General features: G+C 30.2%; 20 protein-coding genes. 4 read left to right on the top strand and 16 right to left on the bottom strand.

All coding sequences use genetic code 11. The features are described from left to right. Positions 1-8: 8 nt before the first annotated feature. From smpB to clpB, 3 genes are all read right to left on the bottom strand, one after another. Complete coding sequence (smpB, locus tag Q8S45_RS07740; RefSeq protein WP_305603232.1) at positions 9-467, bottom strand: SsrA-binding protein SmpB; 459 nt, start codon at positions 465-467, stop codon at positions 9-11. Positions 468-534: 67 nt separating this feature from the next. After that, on the bottom strand, positions 535-1044 hold the full coding sequence (locus Q8S45_RS07745) for a histidine phosphatase family protein (RefSeq protein WP_305603235.1): 510 nt from the start codon (positions 1042-1044) through the stop codon (positions 535-537). Positions 1045-1101: 57 nt separating this feature from the next. Beyond that, the gene (gene clpB / locus Q8S45_RS07750) at positions 1102-3690 is read right to left on the bottom strand and encodes an ATP-dependent chaperone ClpB (protein WP_305603238.1); all 2589 of its coding nucleotides are present in this window, start codon (positions 3688-3690) and stop codon (positions 1102-1104) included. 141 nt (positions 3691-3831) lie between these two features. On the opposite strand from clpB, the gene ytxJ reads away from it, so the two are divergent. Next, on the top strand, positions 3832-4218 hold the full coding sequence (gene ytxJ / locus Q8S45_RS07755; RefSeq protein WP_305603240.1) for a bacillithiol system redox-active protein YtxJ: 387 nt from the start codon (positions 3832-3834) through the stop codon (positions 4216-4218). A gap of 2 nt (positions 4219-4220) precedes the next feature. On the opposite strand, the gene Q8S45_RS07760 is transcribed toward ytxJ, so the two are convergent. Together Q8S45_RS07760 and fahA are read right to left on the bottom strand one after the other, a co-directional pair. Then, a complete protein-coding gene (locus tag Q8S45_RS07760; RefSeq protein WP_305603243.1) occupies positions 4221-5411 on the bottom strand; it encodes a hypothetical protein in 1191 nt (396 codons plus the stop codon). Between the two features lie 58 nt (positions 5412-5469). Then, the gene (gene fahA, locus Q8S45_RS07765; protein ID WP_305603246.1) at positions 5470-6759 is read right to left on the bottom strand and encodes a fumarylacetoacetase; all 1290 of its coding nucleotides are present in this window, start codon (positions 6757-6759) and stop codon (positions 5470-5472) included. A 118-nt stretch (positions 6760-6877) separates the two neighbouring features. Between fahA and glyA the strand changes: the two genes are divergently transcribed. Next, positions 6878-8152, top strand: coding sequence for a serine hydroxymethyltransferase (gene glyA, locus Q8S45_RS07770; RefSeq protein WP_305603249.1), 1275 nt, complete (start codon positions 6878-6880; stop codon positions 8150-8152). A 55-nt stretch (positions 8153-8207) separates the two neighbouring features. Here glyA and Q8S45_RS07775 read toward each other — a convergent pair whose 3' ends face one another. Together Q8S45_RS07775 and Q8S45_RS07780 are read right to left on the bottom strand one after the other, a co-directional pair. Continuing rightward, positions 8208-9548 (bottom strand): DNA recombination protein RmuC, encoded by a 1341-nt coding sequence (locus Q8S45_RS07775; RefSeq protein WP_305603251.1) that lies wholly within the window; start codon positions 9546-9548, stop codon positions 8208-8210. A gap of 2 nt (positions 9549-9550) precedes the next feature. Beyond that, positions 9551-10093: a DsrE family protein gene (locus tag Q8S45_RS07780; RefSeq protein ID WP_305603253.1), complete on the bottom strand. Its 543-nt coding sequence runs from the start codon at positions 10091-10093 to the stop codon at positions 9551-9553. Positions 10094-10207: 114 nt separating this feature from the next. Between Q8S45_RS07780 and Q8S45_RS07785 the strand changes: the two genes are divergently transcribed. Then, positions 10208-10747: a 1-acyl-sn-glycerol-3-phosphate acyltransferase gene (locus tag Q8S45_RS07785; protein WP_305603255.1), complete on the top strand. Its 540-nt coding sequence runs from the start codon at positions 10208-10210 to the stop codon at positions 10745-10747. Here Q8S45_RS07785 and gcvT read toward each other — a convergent pair whose 3' ends face one another. Continuing rightward, the gene (gene gcvT / locus Q8S45_RS07790; RefSeq protein ID WP_305603258.1) at positions 10748-11830 is read right to left on the bottom strand and encodes a glycine cleavage system aminomethyltransferase GcvT; all 1083 of its coding nucleotides are present in this window, start codon (positions 11828-11830) and stop codon (positions 10748-10750) included. A 191-nt stretch (positions 11831-12021) separates the two neighbouring features. On the opposite strand from gcvT, the gene Q8S45_RS07795 reads away from it, so the two are divergent. Next, on the top strand, positions 12022-13449 hold the full coding sequence (locus Q8S45_RS07795; RefSeq protein ID WP_305603261.1) for an aminopeptidase P N-terminal domain-containing protein: 1428 nt from the start codon (positions 12022-12024) through the stop codon (positions 13447-13449). A gap of 70 nt (positions 13450-13519) precedes the next feature. Here the strand turns inward: Q8S45_RS07795 and Q8S45_RS07800 are convergent, their stop codons facing one another. The 8 genes from Q8S45_RS07800 to pepT all read right to left on the bottom strand — a co-directional run bounded on the left by Q8S45_RS07800 (position 13520) and on the right by pepT (position 23212). Then, positions 13520-14668, bottom strand: a complete 1149-nt coding sequence (locus tag Q8S45_RS07800) for a PLP-dependent aspartate aminotransferase family protein (RefSeq protein ID WP_305603263.1) — start codon at positions 14666-14668, stop codon at positions 13520-13522. Positions 14669-14680: 12 nt separating this feature from the next. Next, a complete protein-coding gene (locus Q8S45_RS07805) occupies positions 14681-15055 on the bottom strand; it encodes a VOC family protein (RefSeq protein WP_305603266.1) in 375 nt (124 codons plus the stop codon). Continuing rightward, a complete protein-coding gene (locus Q8S45_RS07810; protein WP_305603269.1) occupies positions 15056-15562 on the bottom strand; it encodes a DUF6265 family protein in 507 nt (168 codons plus the stop codon). Positions 15563-15618: 56 nt separating this feature from the next. After that, complete coding sequence (thrC, locus tag Q8S45_RS07815; RefSeq protein ID WP_305603272.1) at positions 15619-16914, bottom strand: threonine synthase; 1296 nt, start codon at positions 16912-16914, stop codon at positions 15619-15621. A gap of 2 nt (positions 16915-16916) precedes the next feature. After that, positions 16917-17840, bottom strand: a complete 924-nt coding sequence (locus Q8S45_RS07820; protein ID WP_305603275.1) for a homoserine kinase — start codon at positions 17838-17840, stop codon at positions 16917-16919. 2 nt (positions 17841-17842) lie between these two features. Next, complete coding sequence (gene thrA, locus Q8S45_RS07825; protein ID WP_305603278.1) at positions 17843-20287, bottom strand: bifunctional aspartate kinase/homoserine dehydrogenase I; 2445 nt, start codon at positions 20285-20287, stop codon at positions 17843-17845. Positions 20288-20597: 310 nt separating this feature from the next. Further along, entirely contained in the window at positions 20598-21809 is a 1212-nt protein-coding gene (gene lysA, locus Q8S45_RS07830; protein ID WP_305603281.1) for a diaminopimelate decarboxylase, read from the bottom strand. A 170-nt stretch (positions 21810-21979) separates the two neighbouring features. Continuing rightward, positions 21980-23212, bottom strand: coding sequence for a peptidase T (gene pepT / locus Q8S45_RS07835; protein ID WP_305603284.1), 1233 nt, complete (start codon positions 23210-23212; stop codon positions 21980-21982). Between the last annotated feature and the right edge of the window lie 61 nt (positions 23213-23273).

A 23273-nucleotide genomic window follows, 5' to 3' on the forward strand; every position in this document is an offset into this window, starting at 1 on the left:
TTCTAAGCTTAATTGAAATTCTTTTTTATTCTATCTAACTGAACTTTAGACTCTCTCGTTTTAATTGCATCGCGTTTATCATAATTCTTTTTACCCTTACAGAGCGCAATATCTAGCTTTGCCCAACCCTTGTCCGATAAAAATAAACGTAATGGAATAATTGTTAATCCAACGTTTTGAACTTCTTTATATAATTTTTTTAATTCATTTTTATTCAACAAAAGTTTACGTTCGCTCTTAGTTTTGTGATTAAAGGCATGTCCATACAAATACTCTTCAATAGACATGTTAATTACAAATAATTCTCCTGTAGTGTTAAATTCACAAAAACTTTCGGTTATTCTGGCTTTGCTTTCTCTAATAGATTTGATTTCGGTACCCGTAAGTTTTATACCGGCAGTATATCTATCAAGAATTTCGTATTCAAAACGTGCTTTTTTATTTTGTATGTTAATTTTCTTTTGCATATATGTGCAAATGTACTACAAATTCAAAATATAAAATAACGGAATTGTGAATCTATTTTTAGAAGATTTAGTAGTCAATTGTTAATAAAATATCTGTTTTCGAACTTTTTGTAATTGTAATAATATACAAATTAGAATTGTTTAGATCATCTATTTCAGGATATTTTTCACTGCCTAAAATTGTATTTACAAATAGGGGAGTAGTATTGCTATGCCCAACAATAAGCACATTTTTACCTTCGGTTTTTACAATAAAATCCTGGTCATATAAAGAATTTGTATTGTAAAATTGTAGTTCTAAATTTTTACTTAACGCAGTTGGTGATGCTGTTTCAATAGTTCTATTATAATTTGTGGTATAAACCAAGTCAAAATCAACGTTTTTAAATATAGTACTCCATTTTTCTGCTCTAAGTTTTCCTTTATCAGTTAAATGGGGGTTTTTATCAGTTGGATCAGTTCGTTCTTTTTCAGCATGTCTAATAAGATAATAAGTAGTACTTTTAATGTCTTGAACTTGGGCTTGAATTTGTAAAGTTCCTAATACAAGTATACACAGTAAAATTATTTTCTTCATAATTTATGAGTTATAAATAACGAATATATAAAAAGTTTTATCCTTAGTGAGTAATTATTATTTATTTCTAAAAACAATCACATCATCAAAAGCATCTAGCAAAATAGAACTTGTTGCCGTTATTTTTCCTGCAAGAATTTCTTTTGAAAGCGCATTTATAATTTCTTTTTGGATAACTCTTTTTACTGGTCTTGCTCCAAATTGAGGATCGTATCCTTTTTCCGCTAACTTATGAACGGCATCTTCGGTATAATTTAATACTATTTCTTGTGTTTTGAGCAAAGTGATCATTTGTTTCAGCTGCAGTTTAACAATTTGTTTAATTTCCTCCATATTTAATGGGGTAAACATAATTATATCATCTATTCTGTTCAAGAATTCGGGTCTTATAGTTTGTCGTAATAATGCAATAACCTCATCTTTAGTACTTTCTGTAATAAGATCTCTATTTTTCATATTCATCTTTTCAAAACGGTCTTGAATTATATCCGAGCCCATATTCGAAGTCATAATAATAATGGTGTTTCTAAAATCAGCAGTTCTACCCTTATTATCGGTTAACCTTCCCTCGTCCAACACTTGTAGCAAAATATTAAAAGTATCTGGGTGCGCTTTTTCAATTTCATCCAAAAGAATTACAGAATATGGTTTCCTTCTAACTGCTTCGGTAAGCTGGCCGCCTTCATCATAACCTACATAACCAGGGGGAGCACCAATTAATCGACTTACAGAATGACGTTCTTGATACTCACTCATATCAATTCGAGTCAATGAATTTTCATCGTCAAATAGGTAAGTAGCAAGTGCTTTTGCTAACTCTGTTTTACCAACCCCAGTAGTGCCTAAAAACAAAAAGGTTCCTATTGGTTTTTTACCATCTTGAAGCCCTGCTCTGGAACGTCTTACGGCATCGGCAACAGCTTCAATAGCTTCTTGTTGACCAATTACAGTTTTGTGCAACTCATCTTCTAAATGTAATAGTTTTTCTCGATCGCTTTGCAGCATTTTTGTAACAGGTATTCCAGTCCACTTAGCTACAACTTCTGCAATATCTTCTCTTGTAACTTCTTCTTTAATCAATGCTGTAGCTGAATTTGAACTTAATTCTAACTGAAATTTCTCTAAAATTTCTTGTTCAGCCTTTATTTTACCGTAGCGTAATTCAGCAACTTTACCATAATCTCCATCTCGTTCTGCTCTTTCGGCTTCCATTTTATAATTTTCGATGATTTCTTTACTTTTTTGGATGGCATCTACCAATTCTTTTTCACTATTCCATTTTGCATGTATAGTATTTCGTTCATCCTTTAAATTTGCAACTTCTTTTTTAAGAAAGTTTAATTTTTTTTCATCGTTCTCACGCTTAATTGCCTCAATTTCTATTTCTAATTGCATTATTTTTCGATCCAAGACATCCAATTCTTCTGGTTTCGAATTTATTTCCATACGTAATTTAGCAGCAGCCTCATCCATTAAATCAATGGCTTTATCTGGCAAAAAACGATTTGTGATATAGCGTTGAGACAGTTCTACCGCAGCAATAATTGCATCGTCTTTAATTTGAACTTTATGATGATGTTCGTATTTATCTTTTATTCCACGTAAAATAGAAATGGCACTTTCTGTATCTGGCTCATCAACTAAAACTTTTTGAAACCGACGTTCCAATGCCTTGTCTTTTTCAAAATATTTTTGATATTCATCTAAGGTTGTTGCTCCAATAGCCCTCAGTTCACCGCGTGCAAGTGCTGGTTTTAGAATATTTGCAGCATCCATAGCTCCCTGACCGCCACCAGCACCAATTAACGTATGGATTTCATCAATAAATAGAACAATTTCACCATTGGCAGAAGTAACCTCTTTTATCACTGCTTTTAAACGTTCTTCAAATTCTCCTTTATACTTGGCTCCTGCAATAAGAGCTCCCATATCCAATGAAAAGATTTGCTTATCTCTTAAATTTTCAGGGATATCTCCTTTTATAATTCTATGCGCTAATCCTTCTGCAATAGCGGTTTTCCCAGTGCCAGGTTCTCCAACAAGCATTGGATTATTTTTTGTTCTACGCGATAATATTTGCAAAATTCTTCTTATTTCATCATCACGCCCAATTACAGGATCTAATTTGCCGTTTTTTGCCAACTGATTTAAATTACGGGCATATTTATTTAATGAATTATACGTTTCTTCAGGATTTTGAGAAGTAATAGTACTACCTTTTCTAAGCTCATCAATTGCTGCTTTTATACTTTTCTCAGTAACTCCAATATCTTTTAAAACTTGTGATGTAGTGTCTTTGTTATTAAAAATGCTTATAAGCATATGTTCAATTGAAACATATTCATCATTCATTTTTTTTGCTTCATTTTCAGCATTATTTAGCATTTTTGAAGCATTGCTTGATAACATTATTTCTCCTCCAGTAACTTTTGAATAACTATCTAAAGTTTTGTCATTTATTGCTTTTAGTAGGTCAAAATTAACCCCTAATTTTTTAAAAATAAAAGGAGCTACGTTTTCATCTACTTCAAAAATCCCTTTCAAAATATGTGAATTTTCTATTTGTTGATGACCATAACTTTGTGCAATTTGTTGTGCTTTCTGAATGGCTTCCTGCGATTTTATGGTAAATTTATTTAGATTCATTACGCTATTTTTTATAGTATTTATTAGTAAATTCGCAAAATGGATGCCAATTGACTTTTGGAAGAAAAGTCAGTCATTTTGACTTTAAAATTAGGGCTTTTTAGACATTTTGTCTTTAATTAATTAAATATCAACTACTTTATGGGAATTTTTAATCAATTTTTAAGTCGAAAATCTAAAGTGGAACAAATTGTTCTACCTTGGAATATTTTAAATGAATTAAATCAATTAGAGGAGATTATCAACATTTCACATTCTAAACCTGTTGCTATTTTTAAACATAGTACGCGTTGTGGAATAAGCAGAATGGTGCTTAGAAATTTTGAAAAATCATTTCATATTCCAACTGATATTCTGGAAATTTATTATTTGGATTTACTTGAGTACAGAGAAATATCGAATGCTGTCGCGGCTACTTTTCAAATAAGACATCAATCGCCACAACTACTTATTTTGAAAAATGGGGTAACGGTTTATACTGCCTCACACAATGATATTCAGGCGGCAGATTTGATGAATTTTGTTTAAAATTATTTAAATTTATTATTTTGAATAATGCTTTTAAGTTGTTGTTTTAAATCTTCTCCTGTGTCATAAATCATTTGTTCGTTTGAAGGAAAAGGAATAAATCTGTTATTAAGAAGTAAAATATGACTTTCCTCTAACGCATTTTTGTCACCTCTAAAAGTTCCATACGTGTTTTCAAAAATAAATTCACTTCTTAAAGGAAATGATTCTAATAATTGGTTTGACTCTAAATCTATAAATGATATTTTTCCTATTACTTGAGCAGTTTTAAATTGGGTGTTTTCGTAAAAAGTACTTTTTATTGTTTTAAAGTTATCAACTTTTATTTTATTTCCTAAACTGTCTTTTATGGTATTTCCTTTTTGGTCGAGCAAATATTTCCATCCATCTTTCACTTGTTTTTCCTGTACAACTATACGTTCTTTAATCTGCTCAGGAGACACGTTAATATCTTGAAAATCAATTAATAAATTGTAATCATGTTTAACATTTGTTTGCTCGTTTGAATGATAAACTGTCCAAAACGAATTTAATTTAAAGGTATCAATATTAAGCAAATCATCTTGGAGCTTTTGAGGTATAAATTTATTGGTACTATTTTTCAGTTCAACAATTATAAAATCGGTTCCTTTAAAATGAGCTTCGCTCATTAATTCCAGCACATTTTTGTAATTAGGTTTTAAGCCGTTTAAATAGTTTAAATCGGAATAGGCTTTCCTCAATTCTATTTTTTTGTTAGAATTCTTAACAATGTTTACAGAGTTTTGATATAAATAATTTGAAAGCTGTTCTTTACTTTGAATAATTTTAGTATCGTAATTACTAAAGCTAAATGGTATTTGTTTGTTGTTTTTTAGATTAATCAAAGGCAATAAAGGTCTTATTTTTTCTTGACGTATATTAAGATTGGCATACGTATTATAAATTTTTTCAAAATTAGCAGGATTTCCTTCTTTTTCTAAAAATGAAATTAAATTTAAATCAACTTCTTCAGCTTTATCAAAAGCTTCTTTTAGCATAAAAACAAATGGTTGATTATTTTTCTTCAGTTTATCATTTCGCAATTGCTTTAAAGCAGTTTCAATTGCTTCATTGTAGTTTCCAAAATTAATTGCTTTTTGAGTTTTTTTAACACTATTACAACTAACAGCAACAACTAGACAGATAATAAGAGCTAATAAAGTTTGTTTCATGATGTATGATTTAAATCAAAAAAAACTCTAATTTCTTAGAGTTTCAATTTTAGTTTTATTATTTTTTTCGATTAAATGTTGGTAAAATTTTAGTTGTACATTCTCCAAATCCAATAGAAGCTTCTTTATTTTGACAATATCCTCTAATAATAACCTTATCGTTATCATCAAAGAAAAGTCTAGTTGAACCATCTTTTAAAGTAATTGCATTTTTACTTCCCCAAGTTAACTCTAACATGGAGCCATAACTTTCCTTTGTTGGTCCAGAAATAGTGCCGCTACCCATTAAATCACCAGCTTTAACATTACATCCATTGCTTGTATGATGGGTTAATTGTTGACCCATTGTCCAATATAAATGTTTAAAGTTAGTCTCACTCAATAAATTAGCGTCCCCATTTTTAGTTTCTAAAAAGGCTTGCAATTTTATATCAAAACTATTGCCATTTTTTTTATGTTTTAAATAGGAAAGTGGTTCAGGAGTTTGCACTGGACCTTCACATTTAAAAGGTTCCAAAGCATCCATTGTAACAATCCAAGGAGAAATGGTGGAAGCAAAACTTTTACCTAAAAATGGTCCTAATGGTGCATATTCCCATTTTTGAATGTCTCTTGCGCTCCAATCATTAAATAGTACCATTCCAAAAATATATTCGTTTGCCTCTTCTATCGCAATAGGTTCGCCTAAATTATTTACATCAGTAGTAATAAAAGCCATTTCAATTTCCATATCTAGTTTTTGAGTTGGTCCAAAAACAGGACTCTCAGAGCTGCTATTCATCATTTGACCACTTGGTCTTCTAATAGAAGTTCCAGAAACAACAATGGAGGAAGCTCTTCCGTGGTATCCAATTGGCATATGTAACCAGTTAGGCATTAACGCATTATCTTTGCCTCTAAAAATTTCACCCACATTGGTTGCATGTTCTTTACTTGAATAAAAATCGGTGTAATCTCCTACATAAATAGGTAATAACATTTCAATTTCATTCATATCAAAAATGATAATTCCTCTATGAGCCATATTATCTCTTAAAATAGGATTTTCAGCATCAAAAACTTCGGAAATTCTGTTTCGAACTAATCTCCAGGTTTTTCTTCCATCAGAAATAAAATCATTTAAGGAATCCTGCATAAATATATCGTCAGTTAAAGGAATACCATTAAAATAACCTAACTGATGAAAAGCTCCAAGATCAATTGCATATTCTCCTATTCTTGTTCCAATTGTAATGATATCGTCTTTTGTAATAAAAACTCCAAAAGGAATGTTTTGAATTGGAAAATCACTTCCTTTATCAATATCCAACCAAGTTTTTTTACTAGGATTATTAGCTAAAATTTTCATTAACTTTTTTGTTTTTTACCGTTATTAAATATTCTTATCAAATATAGAAGTTTATTGCTAATTGCAAAATGAAATTACTATTTTTGAGCATAATTTAACTTTTAAATAATATTTTATAATGCAACGTGACCAAATTATTTTCGACTTAATTGAAGACGAGAGAGAAAGACAAACAAATGGGTTAGAATTAATAGCTTCAGAAAACTTTGTAAGTGACCAAGTAATGGAAGCAATGGGCTCTGTTTTAACCAATAAATATGCAGAAGGATATCCTAATAAAAGGTATTATGGAGGCTGTGAAATTGTTGATATTGTAGAACAAATAGCAATAGATAGGGCTAAAGAGCTTTTTGGTGCTGAATATGTAAATGTACAGCCACACTCAGGCTCCCAAGCAAACGCAGCTGTTTATCAGGCTGTTTTAAATCCTGGCGATAAAATATTAGGATTTGATTTATCACATGGGGGTCATTTAACACATGGTTCTCCCGTTAATTTTTCTGGAAAATTATATAAAACATCATTTTATGGTGTAGAAAAAGAAACAGGTGTTTTGAATTATGATAAAATTCAAGAAACAGCTACTCTTGAACAACCAAAATTAATTATTGCTGGGGCATCTGCGTATTCTAGAGATATCGATTTTGAGCGTTTCAGAAAAATTGCTGATTCGGTAGGTGCATTATTAATGGCAGATATTTCGCATCCTGCTGGTTTAATTGCTAAAGGAATTTTAAATGATCCAATTCCTCATTGTCATTTTGTGACAACTACAACACATAAAACATTAAGAGGTCCAAGAGGTGGAATTATTATGATTGGGAAAGATTTTGATAACCCATTTGGATTAACATTAAAAAATGGAAATTTAAAAAAGATGTCTTCATTAATAGATTCGGCAGTTTTTCCGGGAAATCAAGGCGGACCTTTAGAGCATGTAATTGCTGCTAAAGCTGTTGCTTTTGGCGAAGCTTTAACAGATAATTTTTTGCATTATCAAATCCAAGTGAAGAAAAATGCAGCCAAAATGGCTGAAGTTTTTGTTGAAAAGGGATATAAAATTATTTCTGATGGAACGGATAATCATTGCATGCTTATTGACTTACGGAATAAAAATATAAGTGGTAAAGATGCTGAAAATGCATTGGTAAAAGCTGATATTACTGTAAATAAAAATATGGTTCCTTTTGACGATAAATCTCCTTTTATTACTTCTGGAATACGAGTTGGAACCGCTGCTGTCACTACTCGGGGCCTCAAGGAAAAAGATATGATTACAATTGTTAATTTAATTGATGAAGTAATTAAAAACTATACCAACGAAGAAGTGTTAGCCTCTATTTCTGAAAAAGTTCATGAAATGATGAGCGATAGACCTTTATTTAAATGGTAGCTTAACTGAAATTAAAAGTGGTCTGAAAGTAAAAAAATCAGACCATTTTTTTTACTTAATCATCCTGTTCATCATCGTCATTTTCTCCTGCTCTTTCAACTATTTTTTGTGGGAGTATTTTTTTAGCTTTAGCGCCCATTTTTCTCAATTTTTCAACACTAACAATTAAATTACCTTTTCCTTCAAATAACTTGTTCATCGCGTTTTTATATTCGGATTTGGCATCATCCATTTTTTTACCAACATTTGTTAAATCGGTAATAAAACCTTCAAATTTATCGTACAAAGCACCAGCCTGACGTGCAATTTCAATGGCATTTCGTTGCTGTTTCTCATTATTCCACATACTGTCAATAGTACGTAAAGTAGCCAAAAGAGTAGTAGGTGTAACAATTACAATATTTTTTTCGAATGCTTTATTATATATTTGATTATCAATATTAATAGCTACTGCAAAAGCAGGTTCGATTGGAATAAAAAGCAACACAAAATCAGGCGATTTCATTTCATATAAATCTTCGTATTTCTTTTCACTAAGTTGTTCAATATGGCGTTTAAGCGAATTTACATGTTCTTTTAAAAAGCGTTCTTTAGCCAAATCATCTTCGGTATTTACAAATTGCTCATAAGCGGTTAATGAAACCTTAGAATCGATTACCATTTTTTTATCATCAGGTAAATGAATTACAATATCTGGTAATACTCTTTTACCTTCAGAAGTTGTAAAACTTTGTTGCACAAAGTATTCTCTATCTTTTTCTAGTCCAGATTTTTCCAAAACGCGTTCTAAAACCAATTCTCCCCAATTCCCTTGAGTTTTACTATCCCCTTTAAGAGCTTTTGTTAAATTAATGGTTTCTTTGCTCATTTGAATATTTAAATCTTTTAACCCAATAATTTGCTGACGTAAAGCGGCATGATAATCTATACTTTCTTTATGCGTTTCTTCAACTTTTTTCTCAAATGTTACAATTTTTTCTTGTAAAGGTGATAAAATAGATTTTAAATTTTCCTTATTTTGTTCTGTAAATTTATTCGATTTTTCTTCCAATATTTTACTTGCTAAAATTTCAAAATCTTTCGTGAATTTTTCTTGTAATTTTTCAACTTCAGCTTTGTTTTCATTTAATTTTTCTTCTAAATTAGAATAGGCCGAAATTTTTTGAGTCAGCCTTAAATCAATTTCGTGTTTTTCAGAAATAAGAAGACTTTTATCATCATTTAATACTTTAATATTGTTTAAGTTAAGTTCTTTTTCTTCAAGTAATAGTTTATTACGTGTTTCCAACTCAGAAGTTATTTTTTGATAACTGTTTTTAGTGATAGTTTTACCTAAAAACCAACCAATAATTGCAGTAATGCTTAAAATAATTCCATTCATAATATAGTGTTCCATAGCTAATTAAAATTTATAATATGATATCCGTTTTGTTGGTATTCAACCAATGTCGTTAATGCAGATAATGCTATTTTTACATCACCTGAAAGCTCTTTTATAGCAAAGTCACTTGCTAAAAATGATTGTCCACAAACAAATAATTCAACATTGTTTTTTTTAAGTTGTTGTAATAAATCCAAATTGGGATTCTCAATTTCAAATTTATCTACATACGCTTCATTGTTTAGTACATTTTTGGTTGCTGAACCATGCAATACAACAGCAACCTTCATATTTTTCAAAAAAATTCCTTGTTGTGCGTGCATATTTAAATATCGTGCAACTGTATTTAGTAAGGAATTTATTCCTTTCCCATTTGAATTGTCAGAATAAATATCGAAAATGACTTTATACTCAATATTTTTTTTCAAAAGTAAATCTGCATTTTCTACTTGATAAACTTTCCCGTAATTCATTAGAATCGGTCCCGCTACTGCTTTAGTTTCCTGAGCAAATAAAACCGATGAAACCAAGAAGACTATTATAAGAAGTAATTTATTCATTTTTAAAAGAATTGTGAGATGAATTTAATTTAATTTGAAAATATAAAATTAAGATAATTATATTTGTCTCCATAACCAGAGTAAATGAATTAAAACTGAGTTATTAACAACACTATGAGATTAATTGCACGATTTATACTTTACACTTTATTTGGATGGAAAGCAGTTGGTAGTTACCCTCGAAATATTAAAAAATTTGTGTTAATTGCTGCACCTCATACACATTGGCAAGATTTTCCGTTGGCAATGTTGTACAAATTTGCTGAAAGTATGCCGGCTAATTTTATTGGAAAAGCTTCGCTTTTTAAACCTCCATTTGGTTTTATATTTAAATGGCTTGGAGGTGAACCGGTTGACAGAAGTAAAAGCACTAATTTGGTACAGACAATTGTTGATGTTTATAACAATAAGGAAAATTTTATTTTGGGAATTTCACCGGAAGGAACCAGAGAAAAAGTTGATAAATGGAAAACTGGTTTTTATTTTATTGCAAAGGGGGCAAATGTGCCAATTGTAATGGCAACCTTAGATTTTAAAAATAAAGAAATTAAAATGTCCGAACCATTTTACCCAACTGATAATATGGAAGATGATTTTGAATTTATGCAAAATTTTTATGTTGGTGTATTGGGTAAAAAGCCAGAAAATTATTAATTATCCTTTATAAAAAGGTAATTTTACTACTGATGCTTTTAAATTTTTGTTTCTAACTTCAATATATATATCAGCACCAAGTTTTGAGTTTTCAATAGTAACATATCCCATTCCAATTGCTTCTTTTAAAGAAGGACTCATAGTGCCAGAGGTTACAACTCCAATTTCTTCATTTTGTAAATTTTTAATTTTATAATCATGCCTCGGAATTCCTTTGTCAATCATTTTAAATGCAATTAATTTTTTGGAAACGCCGTTTTCTTTTTGTTTTAGTAATTCTTCAGAATTGATAAAATCTTTATTAAATTTAGTAATCCAGCCTAAACCGGCTTCAATAGGTGAAGTAGTATCATTTATATCATTTCCATACAAACAGAATCCCATTTCTAAACGAAGTGTATCTCTAGCTGCTAAACCAATTGGTTTAATTCCATATGCTGAACCCGCTTTAAAAACAGCATCCCAAATTTTTTCTGCATCTGAATTATTAAAATAAATTTCAAATCCCCCCGAACCTGTATAACCAGTTGCTGAGACAATAACATTATCAACACCAGCAAAAGTACCTTTTTCAAAAGTATAATATGTCATATTAGCTAAATCTATGGTTGTTAGTGCTTGCAACGATTTAACGGCTAACGGACCCTGGATTGCTAATAAAGCTGTCTTATCAGAATTGTTTGTCATAGCTACTTCTAAATCGTTATGTTTAGAAATCCAATTCCAATCTTTTTCAATATTTGACGCATTTACAACAAGCATAAATTCATCTTCAGCCATTTTATAGACTAATAAATCATCAACTATTCCACCATCATAGTTTGGCATACAGCTATATTGAACTTTTCCAACAGTTAACATAGAAGCATCATTAGAAGTTATTTTTTGAACTAACGCTAACGCTTTTTCACCTTTTAGATAAAATTCTCCCATATGAGAAACGTCAAAAACACCAACAGCTGTTCTAACAGTTTCGTGTTCACTATTTATTCCTTCATATTGTACGGGCATGTTATAACCAGCAAATGGAACCATTTTAGCACCTAATTGTTCATGTATGTGAGTTAATGCAGTGTTTTTCATATAGGTATAAATTTGAAGTGCTAAAATACTAAATTCTCTATAAGTGAAATGGTATTAAGTTATCTTTTTAGTGTAATATATTTTTAATAGAAATCCATTTTCTTTTTTCTATATTTGAATTTCACAGAAGTATTAATTTTAAATTTATGTGTCACCAAATCCAATTTCTATTTTTATTTTGTTTTCTTTTTTTGAATAGTAATGCTCAAAATAAAGAGTTACCAAAAGACTATTTATCTAAAGAATTTCATAAAGGAAGACGTGAACAATTACGAAAAATAATGCCTGCTAAAAGTGTTTCTGTATTTTTTACAAACCCAGTTAGAAATAGAGCGAATGATGTTGATTTTCATTTTCACCAAGATCCAAATTTTTATTATTTAACAGGCTATAGAGAACCTAACTCGGTTTTAATAATATTTAAAAATGATCAAAAAATACAAGGAGAATTAATCAATGAAATTATTTTTGTACAAGAAAAAGATGCATTTGCAGAAATGTGGAATGGTAAAAGACTTGGAATTGAGGGAGTTAATAAAGAACTCGGATTTAATTATGTTTACAATGGTTTTGAATTTATAGATGCTAAAATTGACTTCTCTAATTTTGACCACATTTTAGTATCACCTTTTGAAAATGATGTTAGGGATACAGATAATGAAGCAGATTTATATGATTTAATTGCCACTTTTAAGCAACAAATTTCGATCAATTTGACTCAATCAAAAAAACAAAATTTTGATAAGAATCAAGCAAAATTTAGGAAAACGATTGATACCAAAACCTTCCAATCATTAATGGCAAGTTTGCGTGAAATTAAAACAAAAGAAGAACTATTATTAATAAAAAAAGCTGTAGAAATTTCTGCTATTGGCCAAATAGAAATTATGAAAGCAATGCATCCAGCAATGTCTGAATTAGAAATACAAGGGGTTCACGAATTTGTTTATAAAAAATATGGTGCTGAGTATGAAGGCTATCCATCAATTGTAGGAGCTGGAAATAACGGTTGCATTTTGCATTATGTAGATAATATTAAACCTGTTGTTGGGGATGGAAGTCTTGTTTTAATGGATTTAGGAGCTGAATATCACGGGTATACAGCAGATGTAACGCGTACAATACCTGCAAATGGGAAATTTACTGTAGAACAAAAATTAATTTATGATTTGGTTTTTAAAGCTCAAGAAGCCGGTATTGTATCAATGAAAATTGGGAATAATTTTAATCATCCAAATCAAATAACTAGAACAATAATTAATAATGGACTAGTAGAATTAGGAATTATTAATTCTCAAGATGAAGATCATCTGTATTATCCACATGGCAGTTCGCATCACATAGGTTTAGATGTGCACGATGCTAGTAATTTTGGTCCTTTTGAAGAAAATATGGTTATTACAGTGGAACCTGGAATTTATATTACTGAAGGTAGTAATTGCGATAAAAAATGGTGGGGAATTGCTGTTAGAATTGAAGATGATATATGGATTACCAAAAATGGCCCCATAAATTTATCCGCAATGGCTCCCAGAACTTCTGAGGATATTGAAAAAACAATGCTTTTGCCAAGTGCTTTGGATGCTTTTATTTTACCAAAACTAGATGAAGGTTTTTAAATAAGATCCTTTCTCGGAAGCAGTATTAAGATTCAAATTATGCAAATTCTTGTGTTAATCAGGGATATTATCAAACATCCTTAACCCTTTTCCCTTCCAACGCATAGCTCCAATCGTCAATTAAATCGTCAATATGTTCTATTCCAACTGAAATTCTTAGTAAATTAAAGGGAGTAGGACTCTCTTTTCCCTCAACAGATTTTCGATGTTCAACAAGGCTTTCAACACCACCTAAGCTTGTAGCAGTTGTAAAATATTTTAAATTAGTAGAAACTTTGATTGTTTCAGCTTCAGTTCCTTTAATTAAAACTGACAGCATTGCTCCAAAACCTTTTTGTTGCTTTTTTGCAATTTTATGTTGAGGATGACTTTTTAAACCTGGATAATTAACCTTTTCAATTTTAGGATGGTTTTCTAAAAATTGAGATAAAGCAAATGCATTTTCTGTTTGCTTGGTAATTCTTAAATGCAACGTTTGAATTCCGCGCGCAATCAACCAGCAATCGAATGGAGAAGGCACGGCTCCGTTTAATAATTGAATCGATTTTATTTTTTCAGCTAATTTTGAATTGTTTAATACCACACAACCTCCTAAAACATCGCTATGACCACCAAAATATTTTGTTGTTGAATGAATTACATAATCAGCACCTAAATCTAACGGATTTTGAAAAACAGGAGTTAACCAAGTATTATCAACAGCACATAAAACACTATTTTTATTAGCAATATTAACAATTGCACTAATATCGGTAATTTTTAGTTGAGGATTTGACGGAGATTCAACCCAAATTAACGAAGTGTTTGGTCTTATGGCCTTTTCAACTGCTTTTAAATCAGTCATATCCACTAAATCATAAGTTAAACCCCAAGCTTTAAAAACTTCATCCATTAATCTTTTTACAGCATAATAAATATCATCAGGCAGCAACACGTTATCGCCAGTTTTTAAACTTTGGAATATACTACTTATAGCAGCCATACCTGAAGAAAAAGCAAAAGCATAGTTTCCGTTTTCTAAAATAGCAATACTTTTTTCAACAATTCTTCGATTGGGGTTATCGTTTCTAGCATATAAAAAGTCACTATTATAACTTCCATCTTCATTTCGCTTATAGGTACTTGATAAATAGATCGGAGTACTTACTGAATTAATATCAATAAACTGATTTTCAGTGCTTTTAAGTGCAATTGTTTCAAATTTTGGTTTAAGTTTCATTATACTGTGTTATTACTGAATTAATTGAATATAATTTCCACACGTGTCATCAAAAATAGCTTCCATTCCCAAATCTTGTTTGGTAGAAGGTTTAATAAATTTAACTCCTAAATTTATCAATCGTTGATATTCATTTTCAATATTTTTAGTACTGAAAGTAATTATTGGTAATTTTTTAGCGTAAACTTTAGTTTGAAATGGTGCGTAAATTTCATTATCGACGGGCTCAAGTAAAATGGATGGTCCGTTAACTTCATCTTTTTTATAAATTATAGCTAAATAATGTTCAGGCATGTATAATTTTTTGTCAAAATTTAAAACTTTGGAATAAAAATCAAATGCTTTAGCTACATCCAATACTGGAATACTAGTCATAGAAAGTTTCATTTAATCATTTTTTATTTTAGTTTTATATTTAAACAATACTTCTTCTTCATTACCCAATTTATCTTTAAAAATAACATAAATATTTAATTCTGTATTTGAAATTTTTTCAAACGTAAAATCGTTGAAATAAACTTTAGTTGGCTCAACTTTAACTAATTGAAAAACTTCAGATTCATCTTTTTCTTCCCAACCACTTAAATTATTATTAAAGTGTTTAATTCTAAAAATCAATGTTTCATTTTCTTCAGAAATGGTCATTATTTCATAAAACTGTACTTTTCCATCAACGACTAGCTTAAAAACACCCATCATTGAATCTCCATGAGGAGGCATCCAAATTTCTTCTAAATTACCACCCAATTGTTGTCCTTCCCAATTGCCAGCAATCCAAGAAACATCATTTAAAGTAGTTTTTGGAGAACCAATTTCAGAATTATATTTTAGCGTATTTTGGGAATTACCAAAATTTATGGAAACAAATAATAAAAAAACTATAAAATTTTTCATTGAGTACCGATTGAAAATCGCATAGCTAATTTATTGTTTTTAATTGAAATTACAATTTAAGAAGTAAGTAAATGTTGCTTTAATTGGTTGTAATTGTCAATTTTAAAAGCAATTTTCTCTTTATCAATTACTTCCTTAATTTGTTTTGGCAATTCAATTTTTATATTTAATACGGGTTCTATTACATCCAAAAATTTAACAGGATGAGCCGTTTCTAAGAAAATGCCACATGTATTTTGACTAATTTCATATTTTTTTAAACCCAAATAGCCAACAGCTCCATGAGGGTCAGCAATATAGTTAGAGGTTTTCATAATTTCTTTCATTGCCTCAATGGTTTCATCATCTGTAAATGAATAGGAGGAAAGTTGTTTTCTTAATTCCACAATATTGTTATTAAATAATTCTAAAATACGCACAAAATTACTTGGATCACCAACATCCATAGCATTTGAAATAGTTTGTTTTGAAGGTTTAGCAATGTAATTACCTGTTTCTAAATAATTTGGAAAAACATCATTTACATTGGTTGAAGCTATAAATTGTTTAACCGGTAAACCTAATTTTTGAGCCATTAATCCAGCGCAAATATTCCCAAAATTTCCACTTGGAACAGAAAATACTATATTTAAATTATTATTTTTAAGCTGTTTATATGCGAAAAAGAAATAAAACATTTGTGGCAACCAGCGAGCAACATTTATTGAATTTGCCGAAGTTAAATTCAAAACTTTTGTAAGCTCATCATCTAAAAAAGCCGTTTTTACCATTGCCTGGCAATCGTCGAACGTACCGTTAACTTCTAAAGCTGTTATATTTTTCCCTAATGTGGTTAATTGTTTTTCTTGAACATCACTTACTTTACCACTTGGATATAAAATTACAACATCTACACCTTCAACATTTAAAAACCCGCTAGCCACAGCGCCACCTGTGTCACCCGAAGTAGCAACTAAAACAGTTACCTTTTGTGTATCATCTTGCTTATTAAAATAACCTAAACAACGCGCCATAAATCGTGCGCCAACATCTTTAAAAGCCATTGTAGGACCGTGGAAAAGTTCTAAAGTGAATATATTTTCATCAATATGGACTAATGGGAAATCAAAATTAATAGTTTCTTCAATTATCTTTTTTAAATCTTTTTCAGGTATTTCACCTTTTATAAACTGTTTTATTACTTCGTAAGCAATTTCCTCATTGGTAAAATAACCAATGTTCTTAAAAAAACCAATAGGCAATTTCTTAATTTTTGATGGAAAATAAAGGCCTTTATCAGGAGCCAAACCTTTTACAACGGCTTGTTTAAAGGATACTTTAGGTACTATTTTGTTAGTGCTGTAATATTTCATAACTATTTAATTATTTTTATTCCTTCTGAATTAATTTTTGAACTGTAAACATCAAAAGGAATTCCTGTTTTTTTGTAATTTTCTTTTAACGCTAACGCAACGGTTTTTGCGACATTTTCTCCTTTGCAAAGTGCAAAAATAGAAGGTCCCGATCCCGAAATTCCACAACCTAAAGCACCTGCATTTAATGCTGATTCTTTAACTTTATAATAATTTGGAATTAGCGTTGCTCTTATTGGTTCAACAATAAAATCTTCTAACGACCTGCCTATTAACTCATAATCTTCAGTATACAATCCGCTTATTAATCCACCTACGTTTCCCCATTGTTTTACAGCATCTTTTAATAAAACTGTCGGACTCAATATGGCCCTAGCATCTACCGTTTTTATTTCGATATGCGGATGAATAACTGTTACAAATAATTCTTTAGGAGTATTAATTTGTATAATATCTAAAGGATTATAACTTCTTACGAGCGTAAAACCACCAAAAAGGGCAGGAGCAACGTTATCTGCATGCAGCGTACCACTTGCTAATTTTTCACCTTCCATAGCAAATTTGACTAATTGAGTTTTGTTAAAAGGTTTTCCTAGTAACTCATTAATTCCCCAAACTGCTCCAGCTGCACTTGCAGCACTACTACCAATTCCACTACCTGGCTTAATGTTTTTATAGATTTCTATTTCAAAACCAAATGAAGTTTCCATCTCGTTTAAAAGAGCTAATGCAGCAACACCAGCAACATTTTTTGTAGTTTCTAAGGGTAATTTTTGACCTACAATTTTTGTTATTCGAACTCCTGGCTCATTAATTTTTTTAATGATCATTTCATCGCCAATATTGTCTAATGCCAATCCTAATACGTCAAAACCACATGAAATATTGGCAATAGTAGCAGGTGAAAATATTTTTATTGAGTTCATAATTAATTATTTCCAATTCTTATAATATCTGCAAATAATCCTGATGCTGTAACATCTGCTCCAGCACCTGCACCTTTAATAATTAAAGGTTGCTCATTATAGCGATTAGTGAAAAATAATACAATATTATCTTTTCCCTGTAGGTTATAAAACGGATGATCTGGCGAAACTTCTTGTAAACCTACTTTTGCTTTTCCATTTTCATATTGAGCTACGTATTTTAACTGACAATTATTTTTAATAGCTTTTGCATAAATAGCATTAAAATGTTTTGCCTCCAATTTAAGCGTTTCCAAAAAAGATGTAGGTGAATTTGCATTTTTACTAGATTCTGGTAAAAATGATTCATTTACAATACTTTCCAATTCAATTTTTTCTCCACTTTCTCTAGCTAAAATTAATATTTTTCGCATTACATCCAATCCACTTAGATCTATTCTTGGATCTGGTTCTGTATATCCTTCAATTCCCGCTTGGTTTACAACGTCATAAAAAGAGGTATCCGCATTAAAGTTATTAAAAATAAAGTTTAAACTCCCCGATAAAACTGCTTGTATTTTAGTAACCTTATCGCCCGAAGCAATTAAATTTTTTAAGGTATCGATAATAGGTAGTCCTGCACCCACATTGGTTTCAAATAAAAATGGGGCATTGTATTCTCTTGCTAATTTTTTTAATTTACTATAATGGCCATAATTAGAAGAACATGCAATTTTGTTACAAGTAACCACAGCAATGCTTTCTTTTAAATAATCGCCATATAAATTTGCAACAGCCTCATTTGCAGTATTATCTACAAAAACACTATTTATAAAATTAAGTGATGTTACTTTATTATGAAATAAATTAAAATCTAGATTTTCACCTTTTAACAAAGATTTTTTCCAACTTCTTAAATCAATTCCATCTTCATTAAAAATCATTTTTTTTGAATTGGTTAAAGCAATCACTTTTACTTGTAAATTAAAATTAGTCAATAAATAATCTTGTTGCTTAAATATTTGTTCAATTAATTTATTACCCACGTTACCAACACCAACAATAAATAAATTTAGTTGTTTTGTCTGATTTTCAAAAAATGCGGCGTGTAAACTATTTAGTGCTTTTTTAACATCTTTAGCAGCAATTACTGCTGAAATATTCCGCTCCGATGCACCCTGAGCAATGGCTCTAATGTTTACATTGTTTCGCCCTAAAGTACTAAACATTTTACCGCTTATGCCTTGATGACTTTTCATTTGATCGCCAATTAAGGCAATTATGGCGTTGTTTTTCTCAACTAAAAGCGGCTCAACTCTTTTTTTCTCTATTTCGTAACTAAACTCCGCATCCACTGCAATTTTTGCCTTTTCACTATCTTCATTGGTAACTGCCATGCATATAGAATGTTCGGATGAAGCTTGGGTAATAAGCGCTATATTTATATTTTGAACAGATAACGCCTCAAATAATCGTTTTGAAATTCCTGGAATACCAATCATTCCACTTCCTTCTAAGGTAATAAGTGCACTATTTTCTATATGACTTATTCCAATGATAGAATTTGACGATGCTACATTTTTATCAATGGTTGTTCCACTGTGGGTAGGATTGAAAGTATTCTTAATTTTAATTGGAATATTTTTATTGAAAACAGGCTGAATAGTAGGTGGATACAAAACTTTGGCGCCAAAATGAGATAGTTCCATGGCTTCTTGATACGAAATATTTTGTATAGGAAACGCCTGTTTAACAAGTTGTGGATTTGCGGTATACATTCCGTTTACATCGGTCCAAATTTCCAAAACAGATGCATTTAATGCCGCAGCCATAATCGCCGCAGAATAATCTGAGCCTCCACGACCTAAGGTTGTAATTTCACCTTCATCACTTTTAGAAACAAAACCGGGTAATAGTACAATTTGATTCTTGTTTTCTTTAAAAAAAGATTGAATAGAAGTATTTGTCTTTTTGAAATTAACCGTAGCTTTTGAATAATTATTATTAGTACTAATTAAATCTCTCGCATCTTTATAAACAGCATCTAAATTGCTAGAAATAAATGCTTCTGAAATAATATAAGCAGCTAAAAGTTCTCCGAAACTCACAATTTTAGCTGTGGTTTTTGCAGATAATTCGTTGACCAAATAAATTCCTTCTAATATTTTATCAAGTTCTTTTAAGCTGATACTGATTTCAATTAAAATTTCAACACCTCTTTTACTTGAAAACAATTCTTCAACAATTTGAACATGCCTTTTCTTAATTAATTTGAACACATTTTTATATTCTAAATCTGATTTTGAAGCAAGTTGTGCTGCATTTAGAAGCAAATCGGTAATACCACCAAAAGCAGAAACAATAATAACTACTTTATTTTTTGATGAATTTTCTTTAACAATTAATTGTACTTGCTTAATATTTTGAGCGGTGGCCACTGAAGAACCTCCAAATTTTAAAACTTTCATAATATTTACTTAGTAAAATGATTAAATAATAATGAACTGACTCGTAGTTCTCTAATTAAAGAATACGATATAACGAACGGATAATATAATAGCTAAAACCCCTAAAGGGTAATTGTAGAAGTTGTAAATGTAGTTGTGCCAAAAATCATACTCACATCATAATGAGATGATGTATTAATAAATCTAATATGATTTTTACCTTTTTGCATTGGACAAATTAACTATAAAAAAATAAGATTAAAAAATTAAAAATCATTAATTTGGTATTTTATCTAAATTATTAAATATATAACATTAAAAAATTAAAAATCTAATCATTAAAATCAATTAAGATTTGATTTTTTATTAAATCCTCAAAATTTTCTTGAGTTCTAACTAAATAATCGCCGCCATTATACACTAATACTTCTGCTGGTCTAAATCTTGAATTATAATTAGATGCCATTGAAAAACAATAAGCTCCAGCATTTTTAAAACGTAGAACATCGCCTTCTCTAATTTCACTTATTCTTCGGTTTGATGCAAAAGTATCTGTTTCACAGATATAACCAACCACGGAGTAATAGCGTTCTCTTCCTTCAGCGTTACTTATATTATCAATCTGATGATACGAATCGTAAAACATTGGTCTAATTAAATGATTAAACCCACTGTCAATACTTGCGAAAACCGTTGATGTTGTTTGTTTTACTACATTAACATGAGCTAAAAACTGACCCGATTCACTTACTAAAAACTTGCCTGGTTCAAACATTAATGTTAGCTCTTTGCCATATTCTTTACAAAATTCATTGAATCTTTCCGACAATTTTTCCCCTAATTCTTCAATGTTTGTGGAAATATCTCCTTCAGTATATGGAACTTTAAATCCGCTTCCAAAATCAATGAAATCTAAGTTTTCAAATTCCTTAGCAGCATTAAATAAAATTTCGGTTGCCGCTAAAAACACATCAATATCTAAAATATCAGAACCAGTGTGCATATGAACACCATTAATTCTCATCCCAGTATTTTGAACAATTCGTTTAATTAAAGGAACCTGATAAATTGAAATTCCGAATTTAGAATCGATATGCCCTACAGAAATTTTTCTATTTCCACCAGCCATTATGTGCGGATTTATTCTAACACACACAGGAACAGATGGGTATAGATGCCCAAATTGCTCCAAAATAGATATATTGTCAATATTAATTTGAACACCTAATTTCGAAACTTCTTCAATTTCTTTTAATGATACTCCATTTGGAGTAAAAATAATGGATGAAGGATCAAATCCGGCTTTTAAACCGAGTAGAACTTCTTGAATAGAAACTGTATCGATTCCAGATTTTAATTTTTTGAAAAATTTCAAAATACTTAAATTAGAATTTGCCTTTACAGCATAATTAATTTTTAAACTTTTAACAGTGGCAAAAGAATTTATAATTCTGTTGTATTGAGAGCTAATTTTTTCAGTATCATAAACATATAAAGGACTTCCGTATTTTTCGGTTAGTGAAACTAATAATTGATTATCCATTCATTTATTTTTTTTGAAGGTTCAAAAGTATAAAACCAAGATTGGTTTAAAAATATAATTGTTAATAATAACAAAATTTAACAGATTGTTATTTTTATGTTACTTAAAACTAATAAAAAGGAGGATAGTTACATATATTCTCCTTTATATTTCATAACATTAAAAAGATGCTATTTAGATTTTTCAGCCGTTAGAGAAGCAATTTTTACAATTACATCAGTTGCCAGTTGCAACGATTCTGCTGCAACATATTCATACCGTCCGTGAAAATTATGTCCGCCAGCAAATATATTTGGACAAGGTAATCCTTTGTACGACAGTTGTGATCCGTCAGTACCACCTCTAATTGCTTTAATAATAGGTTTTAAGCCAAGTTGTTTCATAGCTTCTTCAGCAATATCAACAATATGCATTACAGGCTCAATTTTTTCGCGCATATTATAATATTGATCTTTAATTTCAACTTCAATCAGGTTGCTACCAAACTTTAAATTTAAATTGTCAGCAATTTTTTGAAATAACACCTTTCTCTCTTCAAATAATTTTCTGTCGTGATCTCTTATAATATACTGAAGTTCTGTTTTTTCAACTTCACCCTTCATAGTGTGTATGTGATAAAAGCCTTCATAACCCTCAGTTTCTTGAGGAATTTCATGTTGAGGTAAATTTCTCATAAACTCATTGGCTATTAGCATTGAGTTGATCATTTTCCCTTTAGCGTATCCAGGATGTACAATTTTTCCATTTATAATAACTTTAGCACCTGCAGCATTAAAATTTTCATATTCTAATTCACCAACCTGACTTCCATCCATCGTATATGCCCATTCAGCTCCAAATTTTTCTACATCAAATTTGTGTGCTCCTTTACCAACTTCTTCATCGGGAGTAAAGCAAATTCTAATTTTACCGTGCTTAATTTCTGGATTATTTACTAAAAATTCCATTGCCGAAACAATTTCAGTAATTCCAGCTTTATCATCGGCTCCTAATAGGGTAGTGCCATCTGTTGTAATTAAAGTCTGACCTTTATAAAGTAATAAATCATCAAAATAACTAGGTGAAAGCACAATATTTTGTGCTGCGTTTAAAATAATATCTTCCCCGTTGTAATTTATATGAATCTGGGGTTTTACATCTGTTCCACTGTAATCAGGACTTGTATCAATATGGGCAATAAAACCAATAGTAGGTACTTTAAAATCTACATTAGAAGGCAAGGTTGCCATTACATAGCAATTTTCATCTAATGTAATATCTTCCATTCCAATTTCTTTTAAATCATCTACTAAAACATGAGCTAAATCCCATTGTTTTTGAGTGCTAGGAAAATCTGGATTCTCTGGATCAGATTGGGTGTCAATTGTAACGTATTTTACAAAACGATCTATAATTTGTTGCATTTTATTTATTTTTTATCAAAAGTAGTTATTCATAAAGGCTTAAGCAATTTCTTTTCAACAA

Origin of the sequence: Lutibacter sp. (assembly GCF_030692605.1) — a bacterium.
GTDB lineage: Bacteria > Bacteroidota > Bacteroidia > Flavobacteriales > Flavobacteriaceae > Lutibacter.

What these genes read in the sequence shown, in the direction of transcription:
- smpB (WP_305603232.1), bottom strand. Translation starts at nt 467, where the DNA reads ATGCAAAAGAAAATTAACATACAAAATAAAAAAGCACGTTTTGAATAC.
- Q8S45_RS07745 (WP_305603235.1), bottom strand. Translation starts at nt 1,044, where the DNA reads ATGAAGAAAATAATTTTACTGTGTATACTTGTATTAGGAACTTTACAA.
- clpB (WP_305603238.1), bottom strand. Translation starts at nt 3,690, where the DNA reads ATGAATCTAAATAAATTTACCATAAAATCGCAGGAAGCCATTCAGAAA.
- ytxJ (WP_305603240.1), top strand. Translation starts at nt 3,832, where the DNA reads ATGGGAATTTTTAATCAATTTTTAAGTCGAAAATCTAAAGTGGAACAA.
- Q8S45_RS07760 (WP_305603243.1), bottom strand. Translation starts at nt 5,411, where the DNA reads ATGAAACAAACTTTATTAGCTCTTATTATCTGTCTAGTTGTTGCTGTT.
- fahA (WP_305603246.1), bottom strand. Translation starts at nt 6,759, where the DNA reads ATGAAAATTTTAGCTAATAATCCTAGTAAAAAAACTTGGTTGGATATT.
- glyA (WP_305603249.1), top strand. Translation starts at nt 6,878, where the DNA reads ATGCAACGTGACCAAATTATTTTCGACTTAATTGAAGACGAGAGAGAA.
- Q8S45_RS07775 (WP_305603251.1), bottom strand. Translation starts at nt 9,548, where the DNA reads ATGGAACACTATATTATGAATGGAATTATTTTAAGCATTACTGCAATT.
- Q8S45_RS07780 (WP_305603253.1), bottom strand. Translation starts at nt 10,093, where the DNA reads ATGAATAAATTACTTCTTATAATAGTCTTCTTGGTTTCATCGGTTTTA.
- Q8S45_RS07785 (WP_305603255.1), top strand. Translation starts at nt 10,208, where the DNA reads ATGAGATTAATTGCACGATTTATACTTTACACTTTATTTGGATGGAAA.
- gcvT (WP_305603258.1), bottom strand. Translation starts at nt 11,830, where the DNA reads ATGAAAAACACTGCATTAACTCACATACATGAACAATTAGGTGCTAAA.
- Q8S45_RS07800 (WP_305603263.1), bottom strand. Translation starts at nt 14,668, where the DNA reads ATGAAACTTAAACCAAAATTTGAAACAATTGCACTTAAAAGCACTGAA.
- Q8S45_RS07805 (WP_305603266.1), bottom strand. Translation starts at nt 15,055, where the DNA reads ATGAAACTTTCTATGACTAGTATTCCAGTATTGGATGTAGCTAAAGCA.
- Q8S45_RS07810 (WP_305603269.1), bottom strand. Translation starts at nt 15,562, where the DNA reads ATGAAAAATTTTATAGTTTTTTTATTATTTGTTTCCATAAATTTTGGT.
- thrC (WP_305603272.1), bottom strand. Translation starts at nt 16,914, where the DNA reads ATGAAATATTACAGCACTAACAAAATAGTACCTAAAGTATCCTTTAAA.
- Q8S45_RS07820 (WP_305603275.1), bottom strand. Translation starts at nt 17,840, where the DNA reads ATGAACTCAATAAAAATATTTTCACCTGCTACTATTGCCAATATTTCA.
- thrA (WP_305603278.1), bottom strand. Translation starts at nt 20,287, where the DNA reads ATGAAAGTTTTAAAATTTGGAGGTTCTTCAGTGGCCACCGCTCAAAAT.
- lysA (WP_305603281.1), bottom strand. Translation starts at nt 21,809, where the DNA reads ATGGATAATCAATTATTAGTTTCACTAACCGAAAAATACGGAAGTCCT.
- pepT (WP_305603284.1), bottom strand. Translation starts at nt 23,212, where the DNA reads ATGCAACAAATTATAGATCGTTTTGTAAAATACGTTACAATTGACACC.